The organism is Rhodococcus sp. G-MC3, assembly GCF_030063335.1.
Taxonomy (GTDB): domain Bacteria; phylum Actinomycetota; class Actinomycetes; order Mycobacteriales; family Mycobacteriaceae; genus Rhodococcoides.
On the sequence record NZ_JASISW010000023.1, the window covers coordinates 1 to 12,310 of the forward strand.

The 12,310-nt window shown below is 60.9% G+C and carries 15 protein-coding genes; 10 read left to right on the plus strand and 5 right to left on the minus strand.

Translation table 11 applies throughout. The features are described 5' to 3' along the window. Nucleotides 1-152 precede the first annotated feature (152 nt). A complete protein-coding gene (locus QMK17_RS21320; protein ID WP_283511299.1) occupies nucleotides 153-845 on the plus strand; it encodes a haloacid dehalogenase type II in 693 nt (230 codons plus the stop codon). Between the two features lie 141 nt (nucleotides 846-986). Beyond that, nucleotides 987-2,297 carry a Na+/H+ antiporter NhaA gene (nhaA, locus tag QMK17_RS21325; protein WP_283511379.1) on the plus strand — a complete coding sequence of 437 codons (1,311 nt, stop codon included), beginning with the start codon at nucleotides 987-989 and terminating at the stop codon, nucleotides 2,295-2,297. An 81-nt stretch (nucleotides 2,298-2,378) separates the two neighbouring features. Here the strand turns inward: nhaA and QMK17_RS21330 are convergent, their stop codons facing one another. After that, complete coding sequence (locus QMK17_RS21330; RefSeq protein ID WP_283511300.1) at nucleotides 2,379-2,903, minus strand: MarR family winged helix-turn-helix transcriptional regulator; 525 nt, start codon at nucleotides 2,901-2,903, stop codon at nucleotides 2,379-2,381. 66 nt (nucleotides 2,904-2,969) lie between these two features. Here QMK17_RS21330 and QMK17_RS21335 point away from each other — a divergent pair, with 66 nt between their 5' ends. Beyond that, complete coding sequence (locus QMK17_RS21335) at nucleotides 2,970-3,779, plus strand: SDR family NAD(P)-dependent oxidoreductase (protein WP_283511301.1); 810 nt, start codon at nucleotides 2,970-2,972, stop codon at nucleotides 3,777-3,779. 19 nt (nucleotides 3,780-3,798) lie between these two features. On the opposite strand, the gene QMK17_RS21340 is transcribed toward QMK17_RS21335, so the two are convergent. Then, the gene (locus QMK17_RS21340) at nucleotides 3,799-4,104 is read right to left on the minus strand and encodes a hypothetical protein (protein ID WP_283511302.1); all 306 of its coding nucleotides are present in this window, start codon (nucleotides 4,102-4,104) and stop codon (nucleotides 3,799-3,801) included. 177 nt (nucleotides 4,105-4,281) lie between these two features. On the opposite strand from QMK17_RS21340, the gene QMK17_RS21345 reads away from it, so the two are divergent. Beyond that, nucleotides 4,282-4,647: a GNAT family N-acetyltransferase gene (locus tag QMK17_RS21345; protein ID WP_336620175.1), complete on the plus strand. Its 366-nt coding sequence runs from the start codon at nucleotides 4,282-4,284 to the stop codon at nucleotides 4,645-4,647. 216 nt (nucleotides 4,648-4,863) lie between these two features. Here the strand turns inward: QMK17_RS21345 and QMK17_RS21350 are convergent, their stop codons facing one another. Then, nucleotides 4,864-5,178 (minus strand): hypothetical protein, encoded by a 315-nt coding sequence (locus QMK17_RS21350; protein WP_283511304.1) that lies wholly within the window; start codon nucleotides 5,176-5,178, stop codon nucleotides 4,864-4,866. A gap of 234 nt (nucleotides 5,179-5,412) precedes the next feature. On the opposite strand from QMK17_RS21350, the gene QMK17_RS21355 reads away from it, so the two are divergent. Then, on the plus strand, nucleotides 5,413-6,375 hold the full coding sequence (locus QMK17_RS21355; protein ID WP_283511305.1) for a DUF2332 domain-containing protein: 963 nt from the start codon (nucleotides 5,413-5,415) through the stop codon (nucleotides 6,373-6,375). Nucleotides 6,376-6,466: 91 nt separating this feature from the next. Beyond that, on the plus strand, nucleotides 6,467-7,186 hold the full coding sequence (gene lepB, locus QMK17_RS21360) for a signal peptidase I (protein WP_283511306.1): 720 nt from the start codon (nucleotides 6,467-6,469) through the stop codon (nucleotides 7,184-7,186). A 68-nt stretch (nucleotides 7,187-7,254) separates the two neighbouring features. Here lepB and QMK17_RS21365 read toward each other — a convergent pair whose 3' ends face one another. Continuing rightward, nucleotides 7,255-7,833, minus strand: coding sequence for a nucleotidyltransferase family protein (locus QMK17_RS21365; RefSeq protein WP_283511307.1), 579 nt, complete (start codon nucleotides 7,831-7,833; stop codon nucleotides 7,255-7,257). 165 nt (nucleotides 7,834-7,998) lie between these two features. On the opposite strand from QMK17_RS21365, the gene uraD (QMK17_RS21370) reads away from it, so the two are divergent. From uraD (QMK17_RS21370) to pucL, 4 genes are read left to right on the plus strand one after another with little or no spacing between them, the layout of a single operon-like run. Then, nucleotides 7,999-9,903, plus strand: a complete 1,905-nt coding sequence (uraD, locus tag QMK17_RS21370) for a 2-oxo-4-hydroxy-4-carboxy-5-ureidoimidazoline decarboxylase (protein WP_283511308.1) — start codon at nucleotides 7,999-8,001, stop codon at nucleotides 9,901-9,903. A gap of 9 nt (nucleotides 9,904-9,912) precedes the next feature. Further along, entirely contained in the window at nucleotides 9,913-10,416 is a 504-nt protein-coding gene (gene uraD, locus QMK17_RS21375; protein ID WP_283511309.1) for a 2-oxo-4-hydroxy-4-carboxy-5-ureidoimidazoline decarboxylase, read from the plus strand. Further along, nucleotides 10,413-10,739, plus strand: a complete 327-nt coding sequence (gene uraH, locus QMK17_RS21380; RefSeq protein WP_283511310.1) for a hydroxyisourate hydrolase — start codon at nucleotides 10,413-10,415, stop codon at nucleotides 10,737-10,739. Before uraD (QMK17_RS21375) ends, uraH begins: the two co-directional genes overlap by 4 nt. Before the next feature lies 1 nt (nucleotide 10,740). Beyond that, nucleotides 10,741-11,661, plus strand: coding sequence for a factor-independent urate hydroxylase (gene pucL, locus QMK17_RS21385; RefSeq protein WP_283511311.1), 921 nt, complete (start codon nucleotides 10,741-10,743; stop codon nucleotides 11,659-11,661). A gap of 13 nt (nucleotides 11,662-11,674) precedes the next feature. Here pucL and QMK17_RS21390 read toward each other — a convergent pair whose 3' ends face one another. Beyond that, nucleotides 11,675-12,304, minus strand: coding sequence for a DUF2461 domain-containing protein (locus QMK17_RS21390; RefSeq protein ID WP_283511312.1), 630 nt, complete (start codon nucleotides 12,302-12,304; stop codon nucleotides 11,675-11,677). Nucleotides 12,305-12,310 lie beyond the last annotated feature (6 nt).

Consider the following 12,310-nt stretch of genomic DNA (forward strand, 5'->3'; position numbering starts at 1 on the left):
TCTCGGCACAGTTCATCTTTGAACTCTGCCGAGAACGATCGCCGAGATCTGCTCATGCTGGTCGGACTCATTTCAGTAGATTCCTATTCTAAGCGGGTCCACTGTCCGAAATCCTTGGGCCGATCAGACCGCTCGCGCCGACGAGACCGCTGATGGAGGCGAAGGCACTGCTGTTCGACGTATTCGGAACTGTGGTGGACTGGCGTTCGAGCGTCGCTGCCGAGTGCGCAGCTGTCCTTCCGTCCACGGTGGACTCACATGCGTTCGCGGACAGCTGGCGGAGTTTGTATCAGCCTGCGATGCAACAGGTTCGGTCCGGTGCACGGGAATTCACCCGGCTCGATGTCTTGCATCTGGAAAGTCTGCGGACCGTCCTGTCGGAGTTCGAGGTTCAGCTGCCCGAACCTGCCATTGCTGACCTCAACCTGGCGTGGCACCGCCTGACACCATGGCCTGATTCGGTCGAAGGAATCGTGCGACTGAAGTCGACATATATCGTCGCTCCCCTGTCGAACGGCAACATCTCGTTGCTGCTGGACATGGCGAAGAACGCCGGTATCCCGTGGGATGCGATTCTCGGGGCCGAACCCGTACGCGCCTACAAACCAGCTCCCGAAGCCTACCTGCGCACCGCCGACGTCCTCGGCCTGCAACCGGAGCAGTGCATGCTTGTTGCGGCGCACAACAGCGATCTGGCCGCCGCACGTGAGTGCGGATTCCAGACCTCGTTCGTCTGTCGGCCTCGTGAACATGGACAAGGCCAGACAATCGATCTGTCGGCAGAATCAGAGTGGAGCTACAGCGTCACCTCGATCATCGAACTCGCCGTTGCGTTGGGGTGCTGACTCCTCTCGATTACGCATGGGCGGCCATAGTCGCTACAATTGGTCTTCGGTGCGCCGGGAAGTCTGGTCGGCATGAATCGACCATGCCCGAAAGTTGCCGCCACTGAGCAACTCGGGCAACGACCGACCCGAAAGGTCCCGATGCCGACATCATCGACTCGACGTCCACTGTTTTCCCGCGGATCCTGGTCCGAAGCCGACCGGATAGCAGCCATCCTCCGCAAAGAAACCGTAGGCGGAATTCTGTTGCTCATCGCCGCAGTAGTCGCGCTCGTCTGGGCAAATTCGCCGATCTCGGACAGCTACGAGAACCTGATGGACGCCTCGATAGGTCCGTCGGTACTGCACCTGGATCTGACGGTGTCGACATGGGCAGCCGACGGATTGCTCGCAATCTTTTTCTTCGTCGTGGGTCTGGAACTGAAGCGCGAATTCGTCGCAGGCGATTTGCGTGATCCCGCACGTGCAGCTCTCCCTATTGCAGCGGCGATAGGCGGAATGGTACTTCCGGCAATCATTTTCGTACTGGTCAATCGGAATACCGGCGACGGAGCGTTGCAGGGCTGGGCAATTCCCACCGCGACCGACATCGCATTCGCGGTGGCAATTCTCGCGGTGATCGGCACGCATCTCCCGACGGCACTGCGGACGTTCCTTCTGACTCTCGCCGTCGTCGACGACCTGCTTGCCATCACGGTCATCGCGATCTTCTACACCGACGAGGTCAATTTCGCGGCTCTTGCGCTTGCTGTGATTCCGTTGGTCTTGTTCACCGTTGCTGTTCAGAAGCGAATCCGGTCGTGGTGGATCCTCATCCCCCTCGCCGTCATCACGTGGGGCTTGGTGCACGAGTCTGGCATCCACGCCACCGTCGCCGGAGTTCTGCTCGGATTCGCAGTGCCGGTCATCCGCAGCCGAGCGGCAGGCGGCCCGGATGCAGGGCCAGGTATGGCGGAGCACTTCGAACACCGCATCCGACCTCTCTCCGCAGGCATAGCAATCCCGCTGTTCGCGTTCTGCGCCGCTGGCGTGACCGTTGGCGGGTTCAGCGGACTGACAAGTGCCTTGACCGACCCAGTAGCGCTCGGAATAATCGCCGGACTGTTGATCGGTAAGACCGTAGGAATTTTCGGCACGACATTCGTGCTGTCCAAGTTCACCAAAGCCTCTCTTGACAGCACCGTCAAATGGATCGACGTCGTCGGGATTTCGATGCTCGCGGGAATTGGGTTCACCGTCTCCCTTCTGATCGGGGATCTCGCGTTCGGACCCGGAACGGAACGCGACGACCACGTGAAGATCGGCGTTCTGGCAGGCTCCATTCTCGCTGCACTATTGGCCTCGGCATTGCTGCGAGCCCGGAACCGGGCGTACAAGAAAATCTACGAGGACGAGACGCGCGACGACGATCACGACGGCATTCCCGACGTGTACCAGGGCGAGCATTCCTGAGCGCTAGGCACATTCGTTATCATTTCGAGCGCTGTGTGCCTGTTCCATCAGTTCGAGCATTTTCCCTCTTGATAGAGCGATTCACTCCGGACGGGGAATATCGTGGCGCCCAACAGTGCCGAACTGCACCTCCAGCGCTTCCAGAATCGACGCAAGCCGTTGGTTGACCGCTGTCAGTTGCGCGTTGGTAAGTGCAGACCGAACGACGGATGCCTCTTCGTCAGTTCTCGCACTCGTCGCCGACGCCCAGGTCTTGTGGCCGGAGGCCGTTGCTCTGATCGGCCGACTGCGCGCATCCGTGCCGTCGCCCGCACCCTCGATGAGACCGGCCTCGGTCAGACGTTTGATTCGGGTACTCACCGTGCCTGACGTGAGTTCGAGCGTTCGTGCGAGTTCCGTCGGGGTGCAGGGTTCGTCGCTGCGAATGATGACCGACAACGCTGCCCAATCTGCGCGACTGATGTGATGCTCTTCGGCGAGGTGGTCGAGAAGCCCGTCGAACAAGCGTGACATCCTACCGATCCGTTGACGCAGTTCTTCTACACCTCGATCGGCGGGCGGCATCTGCGCCATCCACTTCGTCATATCTCGAGATACCGAATCCACGTCCGCTCCTTTATCTTGAGTTTCAAGGTATATTAATCTTGAGGCTCAAGATACCAGGAGGACTACATGCCCAAGGTCTGGTTGATCACCGGTGCAAGCTCAGGGTTCGGGCGTGCACTTGCGCATGCCGCGACTCTTCGCGGAGACATAGCCATCGCGACGGCCCGAAACATCGACGGCGTCAAAGATTTCGCACATCGCTTTCATTTGGACGTCACCGACCCCGAATCGGTCCGGCATGCCGTATCGAGTGCGATCGAGGCGCATGGCCGGATCGATTTCGTGGTCAACAACGCAGGCCACGGACTCGTCGGTGTTACGGAGGAGGTGTCCGATGACTCGTTGCGCGACCTCTTGGAGACCAATCTGTTCGGCGTATGGCGCGTGACACGAGAGGTCTTACCCCATTTCCGCAGACAGGGCGGCGGTCATTTCGTCCAGATGTCCTCAGTCGGCGGGATCGTCGGCAACCCGGGGCACGCCGCCTACGCCACCTCGAAGTTCGCACTCGAGGGGATGTCCGAGGCCCTGGCTGGGGAGGTCGCAGGCTTCGGGATCGGCGTCACCATCGTCGAACCGGGACCATTTCGCACCGAGTTCGCGGGTCGATCACTCGACACGACCGAGGCACTGACCGACTACACCGACACCCCAGGAGGAGTCCTTCGCGCCGCATTTCGCGATCAGGACGGCCGCCAACCGAACGATCCCACGCTGGCGGCCGAGGCAATCATAAAAGCTGTCACCTCCGCCCACCCGCCGCTGCGCCTTCCACTGGGCCCGGAGGCAATCACGCGGATCCGCACAAAACTCCGCAATCAGCTCGATGAGATCGACCAATGGGAGGCACTCGCGGCAGCCACTCGATTCGAGTGACCCACCTGCAGTTGAATTCTCAAGACACGGTTATGTGGAAATGCGCCGAGTTCCGCACACCGAGCCGGGCAAACAACCGGCCTCCATCGTGCATATCGCGCACCGTCTCGGTGAGCCCGAGGCGTTGCTGCGGTCGTCCTCGATAGTGGAAATACACCCCGATAGTGCGCGCATCCAGCGGTATGTCGATGTAGTTCACGCCCCACCGCAGTTCATGCCCGCGCCCATCGACGTCGAGAGCGGGCTTGGTGAACAGCACGTGGAACCAGCCGTTGATCCAGGCGGGCTTGACCGTGACACAGGTACTACGGACACCAACCGCCATTGTTCGCTCTTTCTCTCGTGGGTTACACGCTAACCGAACGGCCCGAAGGAGAATGGCCGTCGTGACCGTGCACATTCGACAAACGTCTCCGAAGCCCCCGAGGCGAACGCTCTGATCCACGCGTACATGAGGGAGGTCGCCACTCGATGGTACGGACGTCCCGCCGAGAATGACGAAGTGGCGCAAGCGCTTCTCGAGGAACCGTCCGAGGGCCTCGACAAACCTGACGGGTACTTCGCTGTGGCCTACCTCGACAACGTCCCCGTCGGAACCGGTGGCCTACGCTTCATAGATAGTCGAATCGCAGAATTGACCAAGGTGTTCACGCTGCAATCGACGCGAGGCCGAGGCGTCGCATCATCTCTTCTCGAGCACTTGGAGCGCGTCGCGGTCGATGCGGGGCTGTCGATCGCTCGACTCGATACCAGATCCGATCTCGTGGAAGCCTGCTGCCTGTACGAACATCGCGGTTATCGACGCGTCGAACCGTTCAGCGAGTCCGCCTACTCGGATCGTTGGTACGAACTCCGCCTACCCGAGTGAAACGCGTTCGCGTTGCGCGCCAAGACGCGGATTTCCAGCCGCCACTTGTAATTGGGCACCTCTGTCACGGCGCGAGCACAGGCGCACCCATTTCAACTCGGGTCGGCCCGCTCACTCCTTCTCTGCATCACTGGGCCTGGTGACCCCATTACGCCCATTTCACACGGGATCCCGTGCCAAAATCGGGCAATTGGGCCGCTACGCCCACTATTTTGATCAGTGTCGAAGAATGGGCCAGAGCATCACGCACGGAACGGGGTTGCCGACCGAGCAACTCGCCGAGCAGCGGGACGCGATGGCGGCCACTTCGGAGAAAGTGGGCGCTGCCCCTGCCATGATGGTGAGGGGACCGTCGTACGGACCGCCGGATTCGAGGATCAGAGCCGCCGCCTCTGCCGCATCCTCGCGGGCCGTCCACGACACTGGCCCGTCGGCGGGTACCGACGCCAGCTCATGGCGGAGTGGTTGGATCGTGCCGTCGCCTCGCTCGGTGACAGTGTCTGAAATACGGCGATGCGGTGGACCTTTCACGACGCTGACAATCACTCGGAACCCAGCCTTTTCTCGAACAAGATGACGCTGAACCACTCGTCGTCGAAGTCGCGCCTGCCGAACTCCGTGAAACCGCAGCGTCTGTAGTAGCTGCGTAGTGCGAGATTCGTTTCTGCGCAATCGTCCTCGTCTGCGGGGCAAAGGTCGATCACGGGTGCTGCCCCAGCCCGCCCGCATCTTGCCGACACGACAGGACTGAAGTAGGAATGGACAGTGCTTACGTCATCGAAGTACAAGTCTTTCGGCGAGATCGAAGCTCGGGGTAATTCGACAACCTATGAGAAGCTGGCCCTCGGCGTGTCCACAGATGCCGAACTTCTCGACCTGATCGAGCGCCTTCCCGAACCCAGACGCCAACCCAACCTGGTACTCGGGGCCAGCAGACACCTCGGTGCCCCGATGGGTTCTTATGCGGAGTTCAGGCATTGGTTCGTTCGAAACTGGTCCCAGATCGAGCATCTTGCCCGAACGAGGACGACACAAACGAACGAGCCGGGTAGAGCCGCGCTCATCTTGCCGTTGCTCGCGTCGATCGAGGGGCCCCTCGCTCTCGTCGAAGTCGGCGCATCGGCCGGTCTGTGCCTCTACCCCGACCGGTTCAGCTACCTGTACGACGGCGAGCATCGAATCGACCCCGAGAACGGTCCATCGTCGGTATTACTGAAGTGCACCACCACAGGTTCGCCGCCCATTCCTGATCACCTTCCGACCGTGGAGTATCGCGCCGGAATCGACCTGAATCCGCTCGACGTTTTCGACGAGGACCACATGGGATGGCTGAGCAGCCTCGTATGGCCTGATCAGGAGCACCGCCTCCGACGATTGCTCGCTGCCGCCGAGATCGCGCGCAGCGACCCACCCAAGCTGGTTCGTGGCGATCTCGGTACGACTATCGCGGCGCTGGTCGAGGATGCTCCAACAGATGTGACCGTCGTAGTGTTTCACAATGCTGTACTAAACTATGTGGACCCAACGGCCAGAGCGACTTTCGTCGACATAGTGTCTGACCTGCACTGCCGGTGGATTTCGAACGAAGGTATCGGCGTACTACCGGGAATCGACCGAAAACTTGCAACCGACCCTGCTCGATCACGTGGCAAGTTCGTCCTATCGCTCGATGGGGAGCCCTGCGCTCTCGCCGGAGGACACGGTCAATTCCTCGAATGGTTCTCGTGACTTGCGAATCCGCCCATGCCGCAATGGTACCGTTCGGTCGGTTGGATCCGTCGACCACGGTCGTATCGATGAACAGTTGGGAGTTGTTGTCGTGCAGTCGCAACGAAGGTCGTTGTCGCGTCTTCGCGAATTGATCGTCCTCGTGGTGGTGGCACTGTTGCTCAGCTTCGTGCTTCAGACATTTATCGGCAGGGTGTATCTCATTCCCTCGGAGTCGATGGAACCGACTTTGCACGGCTGCGCGGGATGCACCGGGGATCGCATCGTCGTCGACAAGGTCGGTTTCAGGTTCGCAGACCCACAACCCGGTGAGGTCGTAGTGTTCCGATCACCCACGTCGTCGTGGGACGTGGGTTACACCTCCGCCAGGTCCGACAACGGGGTGATGCGCGCGCTCGAAAGCGTCGGCTCATTCGTCGGAGTCGTCGCACCGAACGAGAACGACCTCGTCAAGCGAATCATCGCGACGGCAAAGCAGACAGTGAAGTGCTGCGATGAGCGCGGACGTGTACAGGTAGACGGCCGATCCCTCGACGAGCCCTACATCACCATGGACTTCCTTTTTGCCGCAGGCACACTCGACTGCACGACGGTCCCGGCATCCGCTCGATGCTTCGGCCCGATCACTGTGCCCGACGGCAACCTGTGGATGATGGGCGACAATCGCAATCACTCGGCAGACTCACGAGCACATGTGGCCGACGAATACACTGGGACCGTTCCCATCAGTGACGTCGTTGGGCAGGCACGACTCATTGTGTTGCCTCCATCGCGCTGGGGGACGATCGATTCCCCCGATATACAACAATGAGTTGGTTTACTGAAGAGCTCATCTCGCAAAATACGGTGTAGTTCCCGGTCACGATGTTCATATGCAGCTCAGGTCAGCTCGACGTGCTCGGCACCGGGCCCCGGAGACTCTCGATAGTCGTGGTCCACACCCGTCGCCAGCTCCGAGCACTCAACTGCGACGACATCGGACCGAGCACGGAGGAAGTCGCGTGCGCCCTTGTCGCCCGTGGATGTCGCCATCACCTCTTTCCAGTGCTCGCGGGCGAACACGACTGGGTGACCGGGGGAACCGGCGAACACGGCGCGCGCAATTCCGGACGCGGAATCACGAGCCGCGCTCAGCACCGCACGCACCACATCGGCACCCACATCCGGGGTGTCCACCACATGCACGACGGCAAACGCCGAATCTCCCGCGGCCGCGAGTCCAACGTTCAACGATGCGCTCATTCCGGTGGCCCACTCGCCAGCATGTAGTGCGCGTGCCCCAGCAGGCATGACGGCATCCGCCGCGCCGAGCACCACGAGAACTTCAGTGCATCCTCCGTCGAGCAACGCACGAACGGCGACGGCCAGCCATTCGCCGCCGTGAGCGAGGACCTTGGGTGAGCCGTACCGAGATCCCGCACCGGCCGCCAACAGCACACCGATGACGTCTTCGCTCACCTGGCACCCTCCAATTTTTGGATGTTCGCACAACACTCGCCATGTAGCCGTGAAGAATATTGTGCCGTCTCGACTCGCGGCAAACCCCGCAATAGCCGATTCTGGTATCACTTCTCCTGCAGCGTCGCAGGAATTCATGCCCTGTTGCTACCACGAGGTGCCTTCATGTCCGTCCTACCGATCAAGCGTCGTAGAGTCCATCCGGTCGACGAAGTGCTGCCGATTCCGAAGCTTGCTGCGTACGGTTTCCAGCACGTCGTGGCGTTCTACGCAGGAGCAGTGCTGGTCCCGATCATCATCGGCAGCGCCATCGGACTAACCAACGAGCAGCTGATCCATCTGATCAACGCCGACCTGTTCACCTGTGGAATCGCGTCGATCATTCAGTCCGTCGGCATCTGGAAGATCGGTGTACGTCTTCCGCTGCTGCAGGGTGTGACCTTTGCCGGCGTGTCGCCGGTGATCGCAATCGCCATGGCCAACGGAGGCGGCACCGAGGGGTTGCTGTACGTCTACGGAGCGGTCATCGTTGCGGGGCTCGTCACATTCTTCATGGCTCCTTACTTCAGCAAGCTGCTCAGATTCTTCCCACCGGTCGTGACAGGCACCGTCATCACCATCATCGGCGTCGCATTGCTCCCCGTTGCGGTGAACGATGCCGTCACCAATCCGGCTACGCACGAACAGGATCCGACCAACGGACGCTGGATGGCCTATGCCATCGGGACGTTGCTGATCATTGTGCTCATTCAACGCTTCTTCAAAGGCTTCATGGCGACTATTGCTGTGCTCCTCGGTCTGGTCATTGGCAGCGCCGTAGCATTTGTCTTGGGCGACATGAGCTTCGACGGTACCGGCGACGCATCATGGGTCGGGTTCACCCAGCCGTTCCTGTTCGGTGTTCCCAAGTTCAGTGTCGTCGCCATCATTTCGATGATCGTAGTCATGCTGATAATCGCGGTCGAGACCACCGGCAGCGTGTACGCCACCGGTGAAATCGTCGGCAAACGCATCAAGAAAGACGACATCGCCGCAACATTGCGAGCGGACGGCGTCGCCACGGTCATCGGCGGAACGTTCAATTCGTTTCCTTACACCGCATTCTCGGAGAATGTCGGACTCGTCAGACTCACTGGCGTCCGCAGTCGTTGGGTCGTCGCGACGGCCGGCGGCATCATGATCCTGCTCGGCCTCCTGCCGAAGACTGCCGCAGTCGTCGCCTCGATCCCGCCTCCCGTATTGGGCGGCGCAGCACTTGCTCTGTTCGCGACCGTCGCCGTCGTCGGAATCCAGACCCTCTCCAAGGTCGATTTCACCGATCACCGCAACCTCATCATTGTGGCGACAAGCCTCGGCCTTGCGATGCTGGTCACCATCCAGCCGACCGTCTCCCAGGGGGTGCCCGATTGGCTCGAGATGCTGTTCGGCAGCGGTATCGTGCTGGGCGCCGTCACCGCGATCGTGCTCAACGTCCTGTTCTTCCATATCGGTAATCGCGGCCAGGCAGTGGCGGGTGGTCCGGGTAGAGGTATCACGCTCGACAAGGTCAATGCCATGACTCCGGACGAATTCGCGGCCACGTTCGGTGGTCTCGTCCAAGGCACACCGTGGGTGGTCGAGCGGGCTTACCAGCAGGCGCCGTTCAAAGATGCGCACAGTCTGCGCGAGGCCTTCCAGGAATCTCTGCTGGCGGGCACCACCGAGGATCAGCTCGAGCTCATCAACAGCTACCCGGACCTCGGCAGCGAAGATGCGACCGGAACCCTGCACGCGACCGATCACACCGGCTTGTCCAATCTCGAAGAGGACGAGCACGAGAATATCGTTCAACTCGCGACCGAGTACCGCGATCATTTCGGATTCCCACTCGTGATCTGCGCCCGCGAAACCGAACGCTACGACCGTGTCCTAGCCAACGGCTGGTCCAGAATCGAGAATGCAACAGCGGCCGAGCGGTCGTTTGCAATGATCGAGATCGCCAAGATCGCGAACTACCGCTTCGACGACCTCGTCGCGGACGCCAACCCCATCGCGGCGGCCCGCTTCGGTCGACTGGCCGAGTACAGATAGCGAGATGCATTGTTACACGAATGGATAGGGCTCGACGGCTTCAACAGACTGTCGGATCGACAGTCGATGCACGCTGTGTTCGAGTGTTGCTCGTCCTCGATCTGGGCGCGCCGCGTCGCAGGCAGTCGGCCGTTCGAAACCCGAGACCAGCTACTGGACAGAGCTGATCGAGTTCTCGCCGAACTACCGGAGACGGAGATCGACGAGGCACTCGACGGGCACCCGAGAATCGGCGGCCGAGCCGATAGTCTGTCGTCGCAGCGCGAGCAGGCAGCCGTGCAGAGCGCAGGGTCGGACGTACTCGACGCCCTGGCCGATGCAAACCGAAAGTACGAGGAACAGTTCGGCCACGTTTACCTCGTCTGCGCGACCGGAAGGTCGGCAGCGGAGCTCCTCGCTATTCTCGAGGAGAGACTGGGGAACGACCCCGAAACCGAGCGACGGGTGCTGCGCGTGGAACTGGCCAAGATCAACAGAATTCGACTCAACCGCATGTTGGGGCCGGAGGAATGAGCGGGCTCAGCACACACGTCCTCGATGCGGTGAGCGGCACCCCGGCCGTCGGAATTCGTGTGTCCCTGTTCCACGACACCGAGGGTGAGGTCGCCACTGCCGCGACCGATGCCGACGGACGAGTACCCGAACTTCTTCCCGCACCGCTGGCGGAGGGTAAGTATCGCTTGTCCTTCGACACCGGCAGCTATTTCGAGGTGCTCGGCACACCAACGTTTTATCCGGAGGTGTCGATCTCGTTCAACGTCACCGACCCCCGCGCGCACTATCACGTTCCATTGCTGTTGTCCCCGTTCGCCTACTCCACCTATCGCGGGAGCTGACATGACCGACCTGAACGGCAAGATCGTCCTGGGGGCCAACCAGTACGGCAAGGCGGAGAATCGTGTCGTCCGCATCTACCGCGACACTCCCCGTCACGAGATCCACGACATCAACGTCTCCAGCGCTCTTCGCGGCGACTTCTCCCTCGCACACCTCGTCGGCGACCAATCGAACGTCCTGCCCACGGATACACAAAAGCAGACGGCTTACACGTATGCGAAGTCAAAAGGCCTGCTGCACATCGAGAGTTACGGACTCGATCTCGCACGGCACTACGTCGACGACGTGGGACCCGTCGAAGGTGCGCGCATCGAGTTGGAAGAGTACGCGTGGCAACGCGTCGTCATCGACGGCACCGAACACGATCACACCTGGACCCGCAAGGGCGAGGAGATCAGGACGTCGGCGGTGACCGTCGAGGGCAACGGTGAGCACCAGAAGACCTGGGTCGTCAGTGGCTTCAAGGAGATGATCATCCTCAAGTCGACCGGGTCCGAGTTCGCCGGATTTCTCGAGGACGAACTCACCGTGCTCGAACCGACACACGACCGTGTGATGGCGACTTCGTTGACCGCGCAGTGGCGCTACACCAAGACAGACGTCGACTGGGACGATGTCTACGCCGGGGCGAAGGCCGCCATGGTGGAGCGATTCGCCAATCTGCAGTCACTCGCGCTGCAGCAGACGCTGTATGCGATGGGTGAGGCTGTGCTGATGAAGTACCCGTTCATCGCCGAAATTCGACTCTCTGCACCGAACAAGCACCATTTCCTCTACGACACCGGCCGCTTCGGAGTCGAGAACGTGGGCGAGGTGTTCAACGCCGACGACCGTCCCTACGGCCTGATCCAGGCGACCATCGAGCGCGAGGACGCGCCCGACAGCGGCAGTGCGTGGCGAAACTATTCGGTGGTCGGGTAGGCCCGGCGCAGAATCAGCGCAATACCTGCTCGGCCCACTCCACCAATGGGGTCATCGAATTCCAGGTGTCCCGCACGTACACAGCAGCTTTCGGCGTCTCCAGCCACTTCGGCGAACCGAAATGCTTGCTGACGGTCAAGGACTTGTGCCGCAACAGGTCGATCCGTGGGTGATCCACCTCGTACCCGCGAGGTTTGGTCTTGAGCTGATCGCCGCCGATCGCGAAGCCTGCTTTGGCCATGGCCGCGACGATACCCTCGAGCTCGGCGCCGCGGACCTCGTTGTCGACCGCCGCACGGAACAGTGCGATGCCCTCGGTGGTGGCGCCGTAGAATCCGCCGGCGACGAACAATCCGGCTGGGTCGATCTGTACGTAGAACCCCAGACTCGGTCCTCTGGCCACGAATGCACCCTGGTGCGCCTTGTATGGAGTCTTGTCCTTCGAGAATCGGACGTCGCGGTAGGGACGAAACAGTTTCGCCGCACCGAATGTGGGTTCCAGCTCGGCCACCAGCGCGGTCATCGGCACTTTGACTGCCTCGTCGTACACGTCCTTGTGCGCGTTCCACCACACTTTGCTGTTGTCCGCTTCGAGATCCTCGTAGAAGTCGAGTGCGGCGAAGGGAATTCCGGTGAAAGCCATGGGCTC

What these genes read in the sequence shown, in the direction of transcription:
- QMK17_RS21320 (WP_283511299.1), top strand. Translation starts at nt 153, where the DNA reads ATGGAGGCGAAGGCACTGCTGTTCGACGTATTCGGAACTGTGGTGGAC.
- pucL (WP_283511311.1), top strand. Translation starts at nt 10,741, where the DNA reads ATGACCGACCTGAACGGCAAGATCGTCCTGGGGGCCAACCAGTACGGC.
- uraH (WP_283511310.1), top strand. Translation starts at nt 10,413, where the DNA reads ATGAGCGGGCTCAGCACACACGTCCTCGATGCGGTGAGCGGCACCCCG.
- QMK17_RS21335 (WP_283511301.1), top strand. Translation starts at nt 2,970, where the DNA reads ATGCCCAAGGTCTGGTTGATCACCGGTGCAAGCTCAGGGTTCGGGCGT.
- uraD (WP_283511308.1), top strand. Translation starts at nt 7,999, where the DNA reads ATGTCCGTCCTACCGATCAAGCGTCGTAGAGTCCATCCGGTCGACGAA.
- QMK17_RS21390 (WP_283511312.1), bottom strand. Translation starts at nt 12,304, where the DNA reads ATGGCTTTCACCGGAATTCCCTTCGCCGCACTCGACTTCTACGAGGAT.
- QMK17_RS21340 (WP_283511302.1), bottom strand. Translation starts at nt 4,104, where the DNA reads ATGGCGGTTGGTGTCCGTAGTACCTGTGTCACGGTCAAGCCCGCCTGG.
- nhaA (WP_283511379.1), top strand. Translation starts at nt 987, where the DNA reads ATGCCGACATCATCGACTCGACGTCCACTGTTTTCCCGCGGATCCTGG.